The organism is Streptomyces sp. EDA2-14 (assembly GCF_054963755.1).
The window spans coordinates 58,881-76,246 of the sequence record NZ_JBUEGE010000008.1 but is presented as its reverse complement, the minus strand read 5'-3'; the positions used below and the strand labels follow the sequence as shown (position 1 = coordinate 76,246).

Here is a 17,366-nt window from a genome sequence, read left to right as displayed (position 1 = left end):
TTGCGTGCCGCCGTAAACTATCAGGAACCCTGCCTGATAGTGCCAGGGAATTCCGCGTAGGATCCCGCCATGCCCGCATCGCCGAGAACCGCCCGAGCCATCAACGACCGGCTCGCGCTGCGCCTTCTCCAGGAGGAAGGGCCGCTCACCGCGGGGCAGTTGAAGGAACGCACCGGCCTGTCCCGCCCCACCGTCGCCGACCTCGTCGAGCGGCTCACGGCGGCGGGCCTCATCGCCGTCGTCGGCGAGGCGGGCGCCGAGCGGCGCGGCCCCAACGCCCGGCTCTACGGGATCGTCGCCGACCGTGCCCACCTCGCCGCGCTCGACGTGCGCACCGGCGGCGTCCGGCTCGTCGTCGCCGACCTGGTGGGCACGGTCCTCGCGGAGGCGTCGGTGCCGGTCGAGCCGGGGGACGAGGCGGGCGCCGCCGTCGAGCGCACCGTCACGGCCCTGGAGCGGACCGCGAAGGAGGCGGGCATCGCGCGGCTGCACACCGTCGGCGTCGGCGCCCCCGGCCTCATCGACCCCGCGACCGGCGAACTGCGCGACTCCTCCGGCCTTCCGGGCTGGCACCGCGCCCTCGTCGCCGCGCTGCAGGAACGGCTGCCCGCGCGCGTACTCGTGGAGAACGAGACGAACCTGGCCGCCCTCGCCGAGCGGCGGGACGGCGCCGCCCGCGACCGCGACACCTTCGCGCTGCTCTGGCTCGGCCTCGGCATCGGCGCCGCCGTCGTCCTGGACGGAAAGCTGCGGCGCGGCGCGTCGGGCGGCACCGGAGAGGTCGGGTTCCTGCCGGTGCCGGGGACCGCGGGACTGCCGTCCGCCTCCGACTGCGACGGCGGTTTCCACTCGCTGGCCGGATCCGCGGCGATCCTCGAACTGGCCGCCGCGCACGGACTGGTGGACCCCGGCGAGCCGTTGGAGCGGGCGGCCGACGTGGTGCGCGCCGGTGACGCCGCCTTCCTCGACGCGCTGGCCGACCGGGTGGTGCTCGGGGTCGCCGCCGTGGTGGCCGTGCTCGACCCCGGATGTGTGGTGCTCGGCGGCGAGGTCGGACGGGCGGGCGGCGACGCGCTCGCCCGGCGGGTGGGGGAGCGCATCGCCGTGATGTCACCGCTGCTCACCGACGTACGGGCCGGTGAGCTGGGCGGCGGGGCCGTGCTGGGCGGGGCCCTGTTGATGGCGCGGGAGGCCGCTCAGGAGCGCGTGTTCGCTCCCTAGCGGCGCTCGCCGCGCCGTCGCCGAAGGCCCAAGTCAGGAACGGCGCTCGCCGCTCCATTCCGGAGGGCCCGCGTCAGGAGCGGCGTCCGCGGTTGCGGGCGCTGCGTGCGATCAGCACGAGCGTGCCACCCACGGCGATGAGGGCCCCGGTGGCCCAGACGGCCCAGCGGTTCACGGAGTGGGCACCGGTCTCCGCCAGGACGGGCGGCTTGGACGCGTGCGGGGCGCCGGTCGCGGACGGTGTGGTCGGCGGCGTGGTGCCCGGAGTCGGGGTGCCGGTCGGTTCGGTGGCGGTGGGAGTCGGTGTCGGCGTCGGGGTGTCGGTCGGTGTCGGCGTCGGCGAGGGCGACTCGCAGTCGTGCCACTCCAGGGCCACTTGGCCGTCCCCGGCGCGGGCCCCCGTGGTGAACGTCGCGCCCGCGGGACCGAGGCTGGAGCCCCCGCCGCCCCCGCCCGCCTCCATGCTCGCCCCGGTGGAGGAGCCGCCCGCGCCGCCGCCGTGGGCCCCGCCGCCGCCCCCGCCGCCGGTGCCCATGTGCGGGTCGCCGACGTTCAGGGCGCCGGAACCGCCGGTGGTGCCCACCGCCGCTCCGCCCGCGAAGCCCGCCGTGTCGTTCTCGTCCTCCGGGACACCGCCCTCGCCACCGGCCCCGCCCGCGCCGCCGGACGCCCCGCCCTTTCCTGAGGTGGGAGCGCCGTTGTCCGCGCCCGCGGTGCCGGTCTCGCCGCCGGAGCCGCCCTGGCCCGAGGCCCCCGCCCAGCTGCCGGCTCCGCCGCCCCCGCCACCGGCGATCACCAGCGTCCGGCCGGCGGCGCCGACGGTCGTGGCACCGCCGCCACCCGCGGCCGTGGCGCCGTTGCCCGCCATGGGGTCGGAGTTGTAGGCGCCGGGTTCGCCGCCGCCGTTGTAGCCACCGCGGGCCCGCGGGTCGGCGTCGGTGCCGCCGCTGCCCGCGCCGCCGACGTTCACGGTCAGCACCTGTCCGGCCTCGACGTCGACGGTGGCGCGGACCTCGGCGCCCTTGCCGCCCGCGCCGCCGTACATCGCGTCGCCGCCCGCGGCGCCGAACGCGTCGATGGTGACCTGGCAGGTGTTGGCGGGCACGGTGACCGTCTGTTCGGCGCCGCTGTACGCAACCGTCTCGCTCCCCGCGGCCAGGGCCGTGGAAGCGGTCGCTCCGGTGAGTGCGGCAGTGGTGGCGAGGACGAGGCCCCGCGAGACATGGCGTCCGATAGTCATGGCGGTGAGGCTGCCGATGTCGCGGACGCCCCGCGGGCAGGCACGGCCCCCGGCGCCCGACGATCCACTCGTCTGGCGGGCGTGGGCGCCGCGCACCGGGCCCGGCGGACGGCTCAGGCCAGGTACTCGGCGAAGGTGCGCTTTCCGACCGCCTGCTCCGGCGCCAGATGCCCGCCCGCCCGGAACGCCCGGTACGTCTTCCCGGCCAGCGGCACCGACACCACCGGGCGCCGCTTCCCCCTGGCCTTGAGATACGTACGGGCCAGATCCGTGAACGTCCGCACCTCGGGGCCGCCCATGTCCGCCACCCGCCCCGCCGGGGGCTGCTGCGCCAGCTCGGCCAGTCGCTCCGCCACCTCGGCCACCTCGATCGGCTGATCGCTGACGTGCGCGGGCAGCAGCATCACCGGCAGCTTCGCCGCGGTCCGCAGGATCATCTCCACCAGGTCGTGGAACTGCGTCGCCCGCAGCACCGTCCACCCGAGCCCCGACCCCTCGACCAGGCGTTCCACCGCGAGCTTCGCCTTGTAGTAGGGGAACGGCACCTCGTCCACGCCGACGATCGAGATGTAGACGAGGTGCGGGACCTCCGCCCGGCGGGCCGCCGCGACCAGGTTCGCCGCCGCCTTCTCGTCGCCGCCGGTCTGCGTCGACGCGCAGTGCACGATCGCGTCCACGCCGGTCACGGCCCGGTCCAGCGCGGGCCCGCCCTCGCGCAGGTCCACGGCGTACGGCTCGCTGTGCCTGCTCAAGCCCCGCACCTCGTGCCCGGCCGCGCGCAGCCGCTCGGTGACGAGCCGCCCCAGCGTTCCCGTACTGCCGGTCACCAGGATCGTGGTCATCGCCGTCTCAGCTCCTTACATGGAGGCGTCCCCCTGCGGAACGCCCGTCGTCAGCTGAGAACCGACGGGACCGCGCGGACGTGACAGCCGCACGCCACCGATTCAGCCGGAGGCCAGCTGGCGACGCAGGAACTCCAGCTTGTCCGGATTCAGGATCGTGCGCCCGACCGAAACGCGCCCTTCCCGCACCTCGAAGCAGACGACCGCGAAGAGGCTGCCGTCCGCGTGCCGCGCGACGATCCCCGGCGCCCCGTTGATCTCGGCGACGAACAGCTCCACGCCCACCAGATACCGCTCGGCGACGCCCTCCAGGAACCGCAGCACCTTCTCCCGGCCCTCGACGGCCCTGCGGGCCGCGGTGACCTTGCCGCCGCCGTCGCCCCACCACCGCACATCCGTGGCGAGCAGCTTCTCCAGGCCAGCCAGATCGCCCTCGCGGGCCGCCCCGACGAACGCCTCGACCAGATCCCGCCGCACCCGCTCGGTGGGCTCGAAGCGCGCCCGCTCCTCCTCCAGGCGGGCCACGGAACGCCGGTACAGCTGGCGGCAGTTCGCCTCCCCGAGGCCGAGCACCCCGGCGATCTCCCGGTACCCGTACGCGAAGGCCTCCCGCAGCACGTACACCGCCCGCTCCGTCGGCGTGAGCCGCTCCAGGAGCACGAGCAGCGCGCACGAGACGGAGTCGAGCTGCTCGGCGGATTCGAGCGGGCCGAGGACACCGTCCGAGGTGATGACGGGTTCGGGCAGCCAGGGCCCCACGTACCGCTCGCGCTGCACGCGGGCCGACGAGAGGCGGTTCAGACAGAGGTTCGTGACGACCTTCGCGAGCCAGGCGCCCGCGTGCTCCACCGACCCCGGTTCGGTGGCGCCGAAGCGCAGATAGGCGTCCTGCACCGCGTCCTTGGCCTCCTCGGCGGAACCGAGCATCCGGTAGGCGAGGCCGAACATACGGGGGCGGTGCCGCTCGAACTCGTCGGCGCGATCCGGGAATTGCGTGCTGGTCACGGCCTCAGACTGCCAGAACGGCGCCGTATTCCCGGTGGCACGTGAATTCCAGCGGCGTGGCCTGTGAGTCAGCCCACAGCGTTCGCATGCGTGCACGTCGGGCGGACGTGGCAGACTGGCCCTGTACCAGAAGCAGCGCACTCCGGGGTCGGTGAAAGTCCGAACCGGCGGTTACAGTCCGCGACCCGGTCACGATCATGTGGCCGGTTGACCAGGTGAAATTCCTGGACCGACGGTTAAAGTCCGGATGGGAGGCAGTGCGCGGCGGGCGGGCACGTGAGTGCGCGTCGCCGGCTGTTTCAGCGGTCCCTCCAGGGGACCGGTGTCGAACGCGGCGTCGCTCCCGGTGCCGCAGTCCGCACGTTCTGTCGTCGTCGTACGACAGTGCCCCGGAGTCCAGGCCCGTAGAGGGAGGACCCGGGAAGTGTTCACCGGAATCGTCGAAGAGCTGGGCGAGATCACCGCCGTCGAGAATCTCGATGACGCCTGTCGCTTCCGTGTCCGCGGCCCCGTCGTCACCGACGGCGCCAAACACGGGGACTCCATCGCGGTCAACGGCGTGTGCCTGACCGTCGTCGAGCACGAGGACGACGAGTTCACCGCCGACGTCATGGCCGAGACCCTCAAGCGCTCCAGCCTCGGCGCGCTCGCCACGGGCTCCCGCGTCAACCTGGAGCGCCCGATGGTCGCCGACGGCCGCTTCGGCGGACACGTCGTACAGGGCCACGTCGACGGCACCGGCACGATCGTCGAGCGGACCCCCTCCGAGCACTGGGAGATCGTCAAGATCTCGCTGCCCGCCGAGCTGTCCCGCTACGTCGTCGAGAAGGGCTCGATCACCGTCGACGGCGTGAGCCTGACGGTCGTCGACGCCGCCGCCGACCACTTCACCATCAGCCTCATCCCGACCACGCTCGCCCTCACCACGCTCGGCGTGAAGCAGGCGGGCGACCCGGTCAACCTCGAGGTCGACGTCATCGCCAAGTACGTCGAGCGGATGCTCGGCGACCGGATCGGCGGACAGGGGGCCGGAAAGTGAACTGGCTCAACACCGAGGCCTTCACGATCTTCGGCCAGCACATCCTCTGGTCCGACATGATCGGCAACACCATCGGCCTGCTCGCCCTCGCGCTCGGCTGGCGCCGCTCCATATGGACCTGGCCGGCCCAGCTGATCTCCGGCGCGATCCTGCTCACCGCCTTCGCCACCGCGCATCTGTCCGGCAGCGCGGGCAAGCAGCTCGTCGTCATCGCCGTCGCCGGATACGGCTGGTGGCAGTGGAACCGCGGCAAGGGCCAGGCGCAGGACGGCTCCATCGCGGTCCGCTTCGCCACCTGGCGCGAGCGCGGCTACCTCCTCGGCGCCGCGGCCGTCGGCACGCTCGCCGTCGGAGGACTGTTCACCGCCGTCCCCTCGCTGTCCTGGGACCCCTGGCCGGACGCGTACATCTTCGTCGGCACGATCGTCGCGATGGTCGCCCAGGCCCGCGGCATGGTCGAGTTCTGGTTCGCCTGGCTCCTCGTCGACCTCGTCGGCGTCCCCCTGAACTTCGCCAACGGCTTCGCCTTCTCCGGCTTCGTCTACGTCATCTACGGCGCGCTCGTCCTGTGGGGCATGCGCGACTGGTGGCTGCGCTCCCGCGCCGCCGCCACCCCCGCCCCGGCCCTGGAAGGAGCCCGCGCATGAGCACGGCACCGAACCTGTACGAGGTCGAGGACCTGAGCCTCGACCCGGTCGAGATGGCCGTCCGCGACATCGCCGCCGGACGCCCCGTCGTGGTCGTCGACGACGAGGACCGGGAGAACGAGGGCGACCTCGTCGTCGCCGCCGAGAAGATCACGCCCGAGATCGTCGCCTTCATGATGAGCGAGTGCCGCGGCCTGATCTGCGCCCCCATGGAGGGCGCGGAGCTCGACCGCCTCGACCTGCCGCAGATGGTCGGCAACAACACCGAGTCGATGCAGACCGCGTTCACCGTCTCCGTCGACGCCTCCGGCGCGCACGGCGTGACGACCGGCATCTCGGCCGCCGACCGCGCCAAGACCCTGCGGATGCTCGCCTCGGGCGAGAGCGAGCCCGGCGACTTCGTCCGCCCCGGCCACATCTTCCCGCTGCGCGCCAAGGAGGGCGGCGTCCTGGTCCGCGACGGCCACACCGAGGCCGCCGTCGACCTCGCCCGGCTCGCGGGGCTGCGCCCGGCCGGCGCCATCGTGGAGATCGCCGGCGAGGACGGCGTGATGCTGCGCCTGCCCGAGCTCGTCCCGTTCGCCCGCAGGCACGGACTGACGATCATCTCCATCAAGGACCTGATCGACTACCGCCGCACCTCCGAGCCCACGGTCAAGCGCGAGGCGACCGTCCAGCTCCCCACCGCCTTCGGTGAGTTCACGGCCTACGGCTACCGCTCCACGGTCGACGGCGTCGAGCACGTCGCCCTCGTGCACGGCGAGCTCGGCGACGGCGAGGAGGTCCTCGCCCGGATCCACTCCGAGTGCCTGACCGGCGACGTCTTCCACTCGCTGCGCTGCGACTGCGGCCCCCAGCTGGAGGAGTCGATGCGTCGCATCGTCGAGGAGGGCCGCGGCGTCGTCGTCTACCTGCGCGGACACGAGGGCCGCGGCATCGGCCTGCTGTCCAAGCTGCGCGCCTACGAACTCCAGGAGCAGGGCCGCGACACCCTCGACGCCAATCTGGAACTCGGCCTGCCCGCCGACGCCCGCGACTACGCGGCGGGCGCCCAGATCCTCGGCGACCTCGGCGTGCGCAGCCTGCGCCTGATGACGAACAACCCCGACAAGACCGAGGCCCTCACCCGGCACGGCCTCAAGGTCACCGAGCGGGAGCCGATGCCCGTCACGGTGGGCGAGCACAACCTCCGCTACCTGCGCACCAAGCGGGACCGGATGGGCCACGACCTGCCCTGGCTGGACGCCCCGCGGACGTCCGCCTGCAACAACCAGTAGTTCCCCCACTTCCGACCAGATCCATACGTACGAGGAGAAGCGCGTGAGCGGCAAGGGTGCACCCGAACTGAGCGTGAAGAACTGCGGCGACCTGCGCGTGGCCGTCATCGCGGCCCAGTGGCACGAGCAGGTCATGGACGGACTCGTCAACGGCGCCCTGCGCGCCCTGACCGAGCTGGGCATCAGCGAGCCCACCGTGCTGCGCGTCCCCGGCAGCTTCGAGCTCCCGGTCGTCGCCAAGGTCCTCGCGGACCGCGGCTACGACGCGATCGTCGCGCTCGGCGTCGTCATCCGCGGCGGCACCCCGCACTTCGAGTACGTCTGCCAGGGCGTCACCCAGGGCCTCACCCAGGTCACCGTCGACACCGGCGTCCCCGTCGGCTTCGGTGTCCTGACCTGCGACACTGAGCAGCAGGCGCTCGACAGGGCCGGGATCGAGGGCTCCACGGAGGACAAGGGGCACGAGGCGGTCACCGCGGCCGTCGCGACCGCGACCACGCTGCGCACGATCGCCGAGCCCTGGCGCTGAGCGCCGGCCCGGGACGCGTAAAGTAGACGCCACCATGTCCAATAAGACGTTCGAGGAGCTCTTCACCGAGCTCCAGCACAAGGCAGCCAACGGCGACCCCGCCACTTCCCGCACCGCTGAACTGGTCGGCAAGGGCGTCCATGCCATCGGCAAGAAGGTCGTCGAGGAGGCCGCCGAAGTCTGGATGGCCGCCGAGCACGAGGGCAAGGACGCCGCCGCCGAGGAGATCTCGCAGCTCCTCTACCACGTTCAGGTGATGATGGTCGCCCGCGGCATCTCCCTCGACGACGTGTACGCGCACCTCTGAAGTCCGCGTACCTACTCCATCCGCAACTCACCCCTTACGCAAAGGAATCCGACCTCATGCTGCGCATCGCCGTCCCCAACAAGGGTTCACTCTCAGGACCTGCGTCGGACATGCTGCATGAGGCCGGATACCGGCAGCGCAAGGAGTCCAAGGAACTCGTCACGGTCGACCCGGACAACGAGGTCGAGTTCTTCTACCTGCGCCCCAAGGACATCGCGATCTACGTGTCCTCGGGCAAGCTCGACATCGGCATCACCGGCGAGGACCTGCTGATCGACTCCGGCGCCGAGGCCGAGACGATCCTGCCGCTCGGCTTCGCCCGCTCCACCTTCCGCTTCGCCTCGCGCCCGGGAGCCGTCAAGGACCTCGCGGACCTGGCGGGCCGGACGATCGCCACCTCGTACGAGGGCATCGTCGCCAAGTACCTCGCCGAGCACGGCGTGGAGGCAAACGTCGTGCACCTCGACGGCGCCGTCGAGACCGCCATCGAGCTCGGCGTCGCCGACGCGATCGCCGACGTCGTCGAGACCGGCACCTCGCTGCGCAACGCGGGCCTGGAGGTCTTCGGCGAGCCGATCATGCGCTCCGAGGCGTGCGTCGTCCGCCGCAAGGGCGACACCACCGAGGAGCCCAAGGTGGAGCAGTTCCTGCGCCGCCTTCAGGGCGTCCTCGTCGCCCGGACGTACGTGATGATGGACTACGACTGCCGCGCCGAGCACCTGGAGAAGGCCGTCGCCCTCACCCCGGGCCTGGAGTCGCCGACCGTCTCCCCGCTGCACAACGAGGGCTGGGTCGCGGTCCGCGCCATGGTCCCGGCGAAGGGCGCACAGCGGATCATGGACGACCTGTACGCCCTCGGCGCGCGGGCCATCCTCACCACGGCCATCCACGCCTGCCGCCTCTGAGGACGTCCACCATGTCCGACCAGCCCAGCCTGCCCGTCACCTTCCGGCCGGGGCGCACCCGCGCCATCCTGCACGCGCTCGGCGCCGCGTCCTTCGTGGTGATCACGATCGTCGCGCTGCTGCTCGCGGGCCTCAGCCCGGGGGAGAAGGCCAGCTTCGTCTTCACCGGGGCGCTGTTCTGGGGCGTGCTGTGGCTGCTGGCCCGGCCCAAGGTCGTCGCCGACACCGAGGGCGTCACGGTGGTCAACGTCGCGCGCAGCCGCCGTCTGTCCTGGGCGGAGATCGTCCAGGTCAACCTGCGCCCCGGCGACCCCTGGGTGTTCCTCGACCTCACCGACGGCACCAGCCTTGCGGCCATGGGCATCCAGCCCGGCATCGCCAAGCAAGCCGCAATCCGCGACGCAAAGGCCCTCCGTGCCCTGACGGAGTCGGCGCACACATCATCGGCGCCCAGCGGCGAGTGACCCATTCCAGCCCCTGCGGCGATTGAGCAGCGGGGTCCGGGGCAGCGCCCCGGGACGCCAACCCCGGTGCCGACGACTCCAGCGGGCGCAGCCCCTGACACATCGGCCCCCGGCTTGATTAATCTGGTTCCGGGGCGCGCCCAACGCGCCGCCCCGCCCCTGCCCCGCCACCCGGCGGAGCCAAGGGCTCCTGCTAACCGAGGAGTGACTCCCTCCAGCGATGGACGGATCGTCCGGTAGTACCTGCGCCGCCCCCTCCCGACATGGCGCGCCCCGCGCGCTGACGTCCCCGGAGGCGGCGGCATGACCATCCCGTTGCTGCTCCTTGCGGCCGCCTTCCTCCTGATCCTCGCCAACGGCTTCTTCGTGGCGGCCGAGTTCGGTCTCGTCACCGTGGAGCGCCCCGAAGCCGAGAAGGCCGCGGCCGCGGGCGACAAGCGCGCCCGCACCGTCGTCGGCTCCCTCAGGCAGCTGTCCTTCCAGCTGTCCGGCACCCAGCTCGGCATCACCATCACCTCACTGGTCGTCGGCATGCTCGCCGAACCGGCCCTCGCCGAGCTGCTGCGCGGCCCCTTCACCGCCGTCGGACTGCCCGAGGGCGCCGTCGGCGGCATCTCCGTCGTCGTGGGCATGCTGCTCGCGTCCGCCGTGCAGATGGTGGTCGGCGAGCTCGTGCCGAAGAACTGGGCGGTCTCCAGGCCGCTCCAGGTGGCCCGCTTCGTGGCCGGCCCGCAGCACGCCTTCTCCCGTCTGTTCCGGCCGGTCATCGCGCTGCTCAACGCCGTGGCGAACCGCCTCGTGCGGGCGCTCGGCGTCGAGCCGGCCGACGAACTGGCCTCCGCCCGCACGCCGGGCGAACTGGTCTCCCTGGCCCGGCACTCCGCGCAGGCGGGCGCCCTGGAACAGGACACGGCCGATCTGTTCGTCCGCACCCTGTCGCTCGCCGAGCTGACCGCGCAGCACGTCATGACGCCGCGCGTGAAGGTCAGCGCGCTCCAGGCGTCCGCGACCGCCGAGGACGTGGTCAACCTGACCCGCGCCACCGGCCTGTCCCGCTTCCCGGTCTACCGGGAGCGGATCGACGAGATCATCGGCATGGTCCACCTGAAGGACGCGCTCGCGATGCCCGCGCACGAGCGGCTGCGCACGCCGGTCGGCCGGATCGCGGAACAGCCGCTCCTCGTCCCCGAGACGCTGCCCGTCCAGCCGCTGCTCGCCCGCCTGCGCAGCGAGCAGCCGATCGCCGTCGTCGTCGACGAGTACGGCGGCACGGCCGGGGTCGTCACCCTGGAGGACATCGTCGAAGAGCTCGTCGGCGAGGTCCGCGACGAGCACGACGGTCTCGACCTGCCCGAACTCGCGGCGGCCCCGCCCGAGGACGGCCGACCCGCCTGGGACGCCGACGGCGGCTGCCGCGTCGACATCCTGCGCCGCATCGGCCTCGACGTCCCCGAGGGCCCCTACGAGACGGTGGCCGGCCTCGTCGCCGACCTTCTGGGCCGTATCCCGGCCCCCGGCGACAAGGCCGAACTCCCCGGCTGGCGGCTGTCGGTGCGCGCCGTCGACCACTACCGCGCCGAGCGCGTCCGTATCGTCAAGGCCGCCGCGCCCCAGGAGCCGGCGACGGCCCCGCGGCCCGTACTGGAGGCGGCCCGATGAGCTCCCTCCCGTCTCCCACCGCCGCCCTTCCAAGGAATGAGCTGCGCTCATGAGTGTTCTTCAACTCGTCTTCGCCGCGCTGCTGGTCCTGGCGAACGGCTTCTTCGTCGGTGCGGAGTTCGCCCTGGTCTCGGTCCGCCGCAGCCAGATCGAACCCATCCCCGGCAAGCGGGCCAAGCAGGTCCTGTACGGCCTGGAGCACCTGCCGCAGATGATGGCGGCGGCCCAGTTCGGCATCACCGTCTGCTCGCTGACCCTCGGAGCGGTCGCCGAACCGACGGTGGCCCACCTCCTGGAACCCGTCTTCGAGGCGGTCCACGTCCCGGACGGCGTGATCCACCCGCTCGGCTACGTGATCGCGCTCGCGGCCGTGGTCTTCTTCCACCTCGTCATCGGCGAGATGGTCCCGAAGAACCTGGCGATGGCGGCGCCGGAGAAGACGGCCCTGTGGTTCAGCCCGGGCCTCGTCGCCTTCGCCCGCCTGTGCAAGCCGGTCACGGTGGCGCTCGGCGCGTGCTCCCGCCTGATCCTGAAGCTCTTCAGGGTCGAGCCGAAGGACGAGGTGGAGGCGGTCTTCACCAGCGAGCAGCTCAACCGTCTGGTGGAGGACTCGGGGCAGGCGGGTCTGCTGGCCCCCGAGGAACAGGAACGCCTGGAGGACGCCCTGGAACTGGGCTCGCGCCCGGTGACGGACGTCCTCATCGACCGGGCCTCGCTGGTCACGGTGGGCCCCGCGGTCACCCCCGCGGAGATCATCGAACTGACCGCCCGCACGGGCTACTCCCGTTTCCCGCTCTGCTCCGACGACGGCGCCTTCATGGGCTATCTGCACGTCAAGGACGTCCTCGACCTGATCGACGGCCCCGACACGGACCGCGCGGTCCCGCAGCAGCTCTGGCGCCCCATGGCGACGCTCCGCTCGGAACTCCCGCTGGACGACGCCCTCACGGTGATGCGCCGCGCGGCCACCCACCTGGCACAGGTCGCGGACGCCTCCGGCCGCGTGCTCGGCCTGGTGGCCCTGGAGGACGTCCTGGAACTCCTGGTCGGCGAGGTCCGCGACCCGACCCACCGGGAACCGGAAACCCCGAAGGTCCCGGTGGCCCGCACACGCGAAGGGGCGCTGGCGTAACGGCACACCAGTCTTGAGGTCTCGGCGGCGATCGAGACCATTCAAGCCCCTGCGGCGATTGAGCAGCGGGGTCCGGGGCAGCGCCCCGAGACGCCAACCCCGATGCCGCTGAACGGGACGGGGGCGGTCCGACCGATCACCCGGCGGACGGCCCCCGGCCCGAAAGCACCTCGCCGTAGGCCTGCATGAGATCCGGCAACCGCAACGTCGCCAGGTCGTCCCGCGTGGGCTCGACAGCGAACCCGGTCAACCGAAGATCCCGGTACGCACACGACTTCTCGTACAGCGTCCGCAGGAACCGCCCGTTGCCCAACTCGTCGATCCACCCCTGGTCCACGACGTGCCCGGCGATGGAACGCAGTTCGTCGAGCGCCTCCTCGTCCCACACGTCCCCGTTGTCGGCCGCGAGCACCTCGCCGATCGAGGTGAGTTCGAGCGGCCGGTACGAGGGGAAGTCGACCCGCGTCGTGAAGCGCGAGGAGAGGCCGGGGTTGGTGGCGAGCAGCCGGTCCATGCCCTCCGGGTAGCCTGCGAGGATCACCACGAGGTGGTCCCGGTTGTCCTCCGCCCGCTTGAGCAGTACTTGCAGCGCCTCGTCGCCGTACGCATCGCCCTTGCCGTAGCCGGAGTTGGACAGTGCGTACGCCTCGTCGACGAACAGCACCCCGCCGAGCGCCGAGTCGATGAGTTCGTTCGCCTTCACGGCGGTCTGGCCCAGGTACTCGCCCACCAGGTCGGCCCGCTGCGCTTCCACGAGGTGGTCCCCGCCGAGCAGCCCGAGCGCGTAGAAGACCCGCCCGAGGATCCGCGCGACCGTCGTCTTCCCCGTGCCCGAGGGCCCCGAGAACACGAAGTGGCGCTTCGGCGGCTGGACCGGAAGACCCTGCCCGGACCGCAGCCGCGCCATGTTCAACTGGGCGGACAGCGCCTTCACTTGACGCTTCACGGGCTCGAGGCCCACCATCCGCTCCAGCTCCCTGAGCGCCTCCTCCAGGAGCACCGGATCGGCGCTGGGGGCGGGCAGCGGCGCGGGCACCGGCACCACGGCCTTCTCCCGCACCATGTCGGCGTCGTCGGCGGTCGCGGCGCCGCCGGCCGGTGGCGTCAGATCGGGGTCGGAGACCTTCAGGTCGCGCCCGTCGCTCTCGTACAGCGGATCGCCCGCGTCGCCGTCGAGGCCGTCCTGGTATCCCGTCATGGACAGCGGCGCGAGGTCCGACCCGTCGCCGAAGTCCCCGTACCCGTCCCCCTCGGCGATCGCCGCGAGCCGCGCGGAGGTGTCCATGAACGCCGGATCGACCCGGTGCACCGCCCGGTACAGAGGGAGCGCGGCCGCCGAACGGCCGGTTCCCTCATGGGCCCTGGCCAGCCAGTAGCGCAGCTCCTTGCGCTGCGGCTGCTCGCTGCGACAGCGCATCAGGGCCGACGAGAGCAGTGGCTCCGCCTGCCCGTACATCTCCAGGCGCACCCGCGCCATGCCGCCGAAGAGACCGGCCTCGATGCCGAGCATCGGATCGTCGGTCAGCGGATCGGTGTGCCGCACCAGCCGCTCCCAGTCCTTCACCAGGTACGAGCGGCAGGCGTGCAGGAACCGCACCTGCGGATCCGCGTCGAACGGCGGCAGCGTGGCCAACGCCCGGTCCAACTCCGGGACATGGCGCCCGTCCAGCCAGTGCGAGGCGTGCGCGAGCAGCAGATCGCGCGGGTGCTCGAGTACTGGCTGGACCCACCAGCCCAGCCAGTACCAGGAGTTGAGCGTGCGCCGATGTCGGACCCGCTGCTCGCCGAAGCGGTCGCGGTGCCGGAACATGCGCAGCAGCGCCGTCGTCGTGTCGATGCGCAGCGCGTGCAGCCCGAGCCAGCCGTCGGCCATGCCGGGATCCATTCGTACCGCTGTACGGAATTCCTCCTCCGCCTGCGGATAGGCGCCCATGGTGTAGGCGTCGACACCTCGCAGCCAGGCGAGGTCGGCCGGGCCGGTCTGTGCACCGGTGCCCAAGTCCATCACGTCCCCCACATACCGTGCCCCCGATGAACCACTCTGACATGGACGGGAGTTGTCACGATGCGGACAGCGAGCCGTCCGTAGACCGCACCGAGGGCATCGTACCTTCGGGGGCGAGGTGGGCCGTAGGGCGCGACCCGGTCGGATCGGGGCGCGGGCGGGGCATTCCACGCAGGTGAGCGCGGCGCCGAGTGGTGACCCAGGGTGAGCGAACGGCGCCTCGGCGCGCTCGGAAAAGGGCTCTGAGGGCAGAACGAAGCCCCCGATCACGGGGGAACAACCGGGGGCTTCGCGACTGCGGGCGGCCCCGAAAGGCCGCACATTGAGAACGTAAGTCCTGTACGGCCCCCCGGTCAAGCAGAGTTGGGGCTCTCGTGGAAAGTGGCGGAAGGCTGATTCCAGAGGTTCACCGCACCGCTGGCGGTTCATCACCGTGCGTGACGATCTCCTTCAAGGTCGGGATCCCGCCAGGCCCTTTCCGTGCCTCGTACCCCTCCGGACACTCTCGTACCAAAAGGTGTGCGAAGGGGAAGGACGGGTTCTCTTCGAAGTGTTTCTGTTCCGCTGGAATCCAGCCGTCCCAGAACTCCCGCTGCACCGCGCCGTCCCGCGCGCGCCCCCGCGCCCATGCGGCCTCACGCGGCATGTCGAGCCACAGCAACATCGCGAGCCACGGACGGAGTTCGCCGCGGCCCGCGCCCACGCCCTCGATCAGGACGACGTCCGCGGGCGGCAGCTCGCGCACGGCGGTGTAGCGGCGGGCGGTCCAGTCGTACGTCTCGTAGCGCGCGGTCTCGCCGCGGGAGAGCGGGTCGAGGACCCGGGTGCGCAGTCGCTCGGTCCAGGCGAAGAGGGCGTCGTGGCTCGCGAGGTCGTCGAGCCGCAGGACGGGCGCCCCGCCGAGCGCCGCCGCGAGCCGCCCGGCGAGGGTCGACTTGCCGGAACCCGCGTGTCCGTCGATGCCGACGAGGCGCACGGGGCCGCAGGAGGGCGGCAGCCGGCGGATCCGGTCGGCGCAGTCGGCGAGGGACACATGGTGGTAGCTCACGGCCGCAAGGGTACGACGCGGCCCGGATCGGTTTCGCGCGCGCCGCCGCAGGTCATGCCAGTGGTGAAGACCAATATTGGTGTCGGTGGCCCGCCGCGAAACGCTGGTGGAAATCCCGCCCCGGCGGCCATAGTTGGCGCACCTTGTCACGTCCGTCAGATCCGACGACCGAGGGATCAGCCGATGACCAGACCCGAAACCCCGTCCCCGCTCTCCCGCAGAACCGTTCTCGCGGCGGCCGCGGGCGTCGCGCTCGTCACGACGGCCGCGACGGTCCCCGCGCGTGCCGCCGCCTCCGCACAGCCCGCACCGTCCGCCCGGAAAGAGCCCGTGAACCGCCCCGTGGACAACCGCACCTGGACGACAGCCGCCGACTGGCGGTCCGGCACCGGGCAGGGCACCAGGGTCACCGCGGGCGCGCGCCCCGGCGTGACGATCGGCACGCCGGCCGGCACGACGACGTACAAGGATCCGCACCTCGCCAGGACGGCCGAGTGGGAGTACGCCGAGTGGCTCTCCCCGGCGCACGCGCTCTCGGTCCCGGCCACCGAGGTCGTCGCGTCCTGGAACGCGCACACCCCGAAGGGAACCTGGATCCAGGTCGAACTCCAGGGCACGTACACGGACGGTGCCACCACCCCCTGGTACGTGATGGGCCGCTGGACCTCCGGCGACGACAAGGACGCCGACATCCGGCGCACGTCCGTGGACGACCAGAGCGACGGGAAGTCGAGCATCTGGACGGACACGTTCTCCATCGACGACGCGTCGTCCGGACTGCGCCTCGCCGCCTACCGGCTGCGCCTGCGGCTGCTGCGTACGCCCGGCTCGAAGGCGGCGCCGACGGTGTGGCGGCTCGGTGCCATGGGCTCCGACGTCCCCGACCGCTTCACGGTCCCCGCGTCGGCTCCTGGCCTCGCCAAGGAGCTGAAGGTCCCGCGCTACTCGCAGAACATCCACGCCGGGCAGTACCCCGAGTACGACAACGGGGGAGAGGCCTGGTGCAGCCCCACGTCCTCGCAGATGATCATCGAGTACTGGGGCCGCAAACCGACGTCCGAACAGCTGTCCTGGGTGAACCCCTCGTACACCGACCCGCAGGTCTGCCACGCGGCGCGTCATACGTATGACTACCAGTACGAGGGCTGCGGCAACTGGCCGTTCAACGCGGCGTACGCGGCGACGTACAAGGACATGCAGGGCGTCGTCACCCGCCTCTCCTCCCTCGCCGACCTGGAGACGCTGATCGCGGCCGGGATCCCGGCCATAACGTCCCAGTCGTTCCTCAAGGAGGAGCTGACCGGAGCGGGCTACGGCACCTCGGGGCACCTCATGACGGTCATCGGCTTCACCGCCGCGGGCGACGTGATCGCCAACGACCCGGCGTCCCCGAACGACCCCGCCGTCCGCCGCGTCTACAAGAGGCGCGAGTGGGAGAACATCTGGCTGCGCACCAAGCGCTACAACGCCACCGGCAAGGTCGTCTCCGGCACCGGCGGCGTCTGCTACCTGTACTTCCCGGCCCACCCGACGACGAAGCAGCGCAAGGCGCTGGCGGCGGTGGGCGTGCGCTGACCGATGAACGGGGCCGCCCGTGGTGGTCTCCTCAGGGAGAGACATCCCCCCCGTGAGGAGACCACGACGCGGTGCGGCGCGGTGGTACGTGACCAAGGTCTCGGGCGCGTGGCGGCGATCCGATGGCAAGGTGGAAAGGCGCCGCGAGGGGGTTCGGGCGCAGTCGGGGGAGTCAGGATCCGTACCGCGACCCGAGTGAGACACCCATGAGCGCAAGTTCTGCCACTGCCAACGCCTCCCGCGCCACCGCCTCCGTGCGCACCGGCGGGCCGAAGGACGACGGTCCCAAGATCCTTGAGCACGTCATGGGCTGGACCCTCGTCGTGGTCGTGGCGATGCTCGTCACACAGCTCGGCCTGATGTGACCGCTCCGTCGCCCGCGGCGACGTGACGCGCACCACCTCCGCCCCGCCGTGCGGCCGGGAAACCGCCTCGGAAGGTGCCATACTGCGGCATCCGCAGGGAGTCCGA

Annotated in this window: 17 protein-coding genes and 1 riboswitch; of the genes, 12 read left to right on the top strand and 5 right to left on the bottom strand. The window is 72.0% G+C overall.

Features of this window, described 5'->3' with window-relative positions:
• The first annotated feature begins 69 nt into the window (after positions 1-69).
• Positions 70-1,221: an ROK family transcriptional regulator gene (locus ACY34M_RS21025; protein ID WP_462719652.1), complete on the top strand. Its 1,152-nt coding sequence runs from the start codon at positions 70-72 to the stop codon at positions 1,219-1,221.
• Positions 1,222-1,294: 73 nt separating this feature from the next.
• Here ACY34M_RS21025 and ACY34M_RS21020 read toward each other — a convergent pair whose 3' ends face one another.
• The 3 genes from ACY34M_RS21020 to ACY34M_RS21010 form a co-directional block, all read right to left on the bottom strand.
• Positions 1,295-2,461 (bottom strand): hypothetical protein, encoded by a 1,167-nt coding sequence (locus ACY34M_RS21020; RefSeq protein WP_462719653.1) that lies wholly within the window; start codon positions 2,459-2,461, stop codon positions 1,295-1,297.
• A gap of 113 nt (positions 2,462-2,574) precedes the next feature.
• Positions 2,575-3,303: an SDR family oxidoreductase gene (locus ACY34M_RS21015; protein ID WP_462719654.1), complete on the bottom strand. Its 729-nt coding sequence runs from the start codon at positions 3,301-3,303 to the stop codon at positions 2,575-2,577.
• Between the two features lie 102 nt (positions 3,304-3,405).
• On the bottom strand, positions 3,406-4,308 hold the full coding sequence (locus ACY34M_RS21010) for an RNA polymerase sigma-70 factor (protein ID WP_462719655.1): 903 nt from the start codon (positions 4,306-4,308) through the stop codon (positions 3,406-3,408).
• 133 nt (positions 4,309-4,441) lie between these two features.
• Positions 4,442-4,573, top strand: a riboswitch (FMN riboswitch).
• Positions 4,574-4,732: 159 nt separating this feature from the next.
• On the opposite strand from ACY34M_RS21010, the gene ACY34M_RS21005 reads away from it, so the two are divergent.
• From ACY34M_RS21005 to ACY34M_RS20965, 9 genes are all read left to right on the top strand, one after another.
• Complete coding sequence (locus ACY34M_RS21005; protein ID WP_462719656.1) at positions 4,733-5,347, top strand: riboflavin synthase; 615 nt, start codon at positions 4,733-4,735, stop codon at positions 5,345-5,347.
• Entirely contained in the window at positions 5,344-5,994 is a 651-nt protein-coding gene (locus tag ACY34M_RS21000) for a nicotinamide mononucleotide transporter family protein (protein WP_462719657.1), read from the top strand. Before ACY34M_RS21005 ends, ACY34M_RS21000 begins: the two co-directional genes overlap by 4 nt.
• Positions 5,991-7,271 (top strand): bifunctional 3,4-dihydroxy-2-butanone-4-phosphate synthase/GTP cyclohydrolase II, encoded by a 1,281-nt coding sequence (locus ACY34M_RS20995; protein ID WP_462719658.1) that lies wholly within the window; start codon positions 5,991-5,993, stop codon positions 7,269-7,271. The genes ACY34M_RS21000 and ACY34M_RS20995 overlap by 4 nt, the downstream gene beginning before the upstream one ends.
• Before the next feature lie 43 nt (positions 7,272-7,314).
• Entirely contained in the window at positions 7,315-7,800 is a 486-nt protein-coding gene (ribH, locus tag ACY34M_RS20990) for a 6,7-dimethyl-8-ribityllumazine synthase (protein ID WP_462719659.1), read from the top strand.
• A gap of 34 nt (positions 7,801-7,834) precedes the next feature.
• Positions 7,835-8,107, top strand: coding sequence for a phosphoribosyl-ATP diphosphatase (locus ACY34M_RS20985; RefSeq protein WP_356385535.1), 273 nt, complete (start codon positions 7,835-7,837; stop codon positions 8,105-8,107).
• 56 nt (positions 8,108-8,163) lie between these two features.
• Complete coding sequence (gene hisG / locus ACY34M_RS20980) at positions 8,164-9,012, top strand: ATP phosphoribosyltransferase (protein ID WP_462719660.1); 849 nt, start codon at positions 8,164-8,166, stop codon at positions 9,010-9,012.
• Between the two features lie 11 nt (positions 9,013-9,023).
• Positions 9,024-9,476, top strand: coding sequence for a PH domain-containing protein (locus tag ACY34M_RS20975; protein ID WP_462719661.1), 453 nt, complete (start codon positions 9,024-9,026; stop codon positions 9,474-9,476).
• A 303-nt stretch (positions 9,477-9,779) separates the two neighbouring features.
• Positions 9,780-11,135 (top strand): hemolysin family protein, encoded by a 1,356-nt coding sequence (locus ACY34M_RS20970; protein WP_462719662.1) that lies wholly within the window; start codon positions 9,780-9,782, stop codon positions 11,133-11,135.
• Between the two features lie 49 nt (positions 11,136-11,184).
• Positions 11,185-12,267, top strand: a complete 1,083-nt coding sequence (locus ACY34M_RS20965) for a hemolysin family protein (RefSeq protein ID WP_462719663.1) — start codon at positions 11,185-11,187, stop codon at positions 12,265-12,267.
• Between the two features lie 136 nt (positions 12,268-12,403).
• Here the strand turns inward: ACY34M_RS20965 and ACY34M_RS20960 are convergent, their stop codons facing one another.
• Complete coding sequence (locus tag ACY34M_RS20960) at positions 12,404-14,272, bottom strand: AAA family ATPase (protein WP_462719664.1); 1,869 nt, start codon at positions 14,270-14,272, stop codon at positions 12,404-12,406.
• A gap of 406 nt (positions 14,273-14,678) precedes the next feature.
• Positions 14,679-15,320, bottom strand: a complete 642-nt coding sequence (locus tag ACY34M_RS20955) for a uridine kinase family protein (protein WP_462719665.1) — start codon at positions 15,318-15,320, stop codon at positions 14,679-14,681.
• A gap of 183 nt (positions 15,321-15,503) precedes the next feature.
• On the opposite strand from ACY34M_RS20955, the gene ACY34M_RS20950 reads away from it, so the two are divergent.
• Together ACY34M_RS20950 and ACY34M_RS20945 are read left to right on the top strand one after the other, a co-directional pair.
• Positions 15,504-16,895, top strand: coding sequence for a peptidase C39 family protein (locus ACY34M_RS20950; RefSeq protein WP_462719666.1), 1,392 nt, complete (start codon positions 15,504-15,506; stop codon positions 16,893-16,895).
• A 206-nt stretch (positions 16,896-17,101) separates the two neighbouring features.
• The gene (locus ACY34M_RS20945) at positions 17,102-17,260 is read left to right on the top strand and encodes an SCO1431 family membrane protein (RefSeq protein ID WP_462719667.1); all 159 of its coding nucleotides are present in this window, start codon (positions 17,102-17,104) and stop codon (positions 17,258-17,260) included.
• Positions 17,261-17,366: the final 106 nt, after the last annotated feature.

Coding starts and splice junctions, on each gene's coding strand:
- ACY34M_RS21025 (WP_462719652.1), top strand. CDS start 70: ATGCCCGCATCGCCGAGAACCGCCCGAGCCATCAACGACCGGCTCGCG.
- ACY34M_RS21020 (WP_462719653.1), bottom strand. CDS start 2,461: ATGACTATCGGACGCCATGTCTCGCGGGGCCTCGTCCTCGCCACCACT.
- ACY34M_RS21015 (WP_462719654.1), bottom strand. CDS start 3,303: ATGACCACGATCCTGGTGACCGGCAGTACGGGAACGCTGGGGCGGCTC.
- ACY34M_RS20995 (WP_462719658.1), top strand. CDS start 5,991: ATGAGCACGGCACCGAACCTGTACGAGGTCGAGGACCTGAGCCTCGAC.
- ACY34M_RS20985 (WP_356385535.1), top strand. CDS start 7,835: ATGTCCAATAAGACGTTCGAGGAGCTCTTCACCGAGCTCCAGCACAAG.
- hisG (WP_462719660.1), top strand. CDS start 8,164: ATGCTGCGCATCGCCGTCCCCAACAAGGGTTCACTCTCAGGACCTGCG.
- ACY34M_RS20975 (WP_462719661.1), top strand. CDS start 9,024: ATGTCCGACCAGCCCAGCCTGCCCGTCACCTTCCGGCCGGGGCGCACC.
- ACY34M_RS20970 (WP_462719662.1), top strand. CDS start 9,780: ATGACCATCCCGTTGCTGCTCCTTGCGGCCGCCTTCCTCCTGATCCTC.
- ACY34M_RS20965 (WP_462719663.1), top strand. CDS start 11,185: ATGAGTGTTCTTCAACTCGTCTTCGCCGCGCTGCTGGTCCTGGCGAAC.
- ACY34M_RS20960 (WP_462719664.1), bottom strand. CDS start 14,272: ATGGACTTGGGCACCGGTGCACAGACCGGCCCGGCCGACCTCGCCTGG.
- ACY34M_RS20950 (WP_462719666.1), top strand. CDS start 15,504: ATGACCAGACCCGAAACCCCGTCCCCGCTCTCCCGCAGAACCGTTCTC.
- ACY34M_RS20945 (WP_462719667.1), top strand. CDS start 17,102: ATGAGCGCAAGTTCTGCCACTGCCAACGCCTCCCGCGCCACCGCCTCC.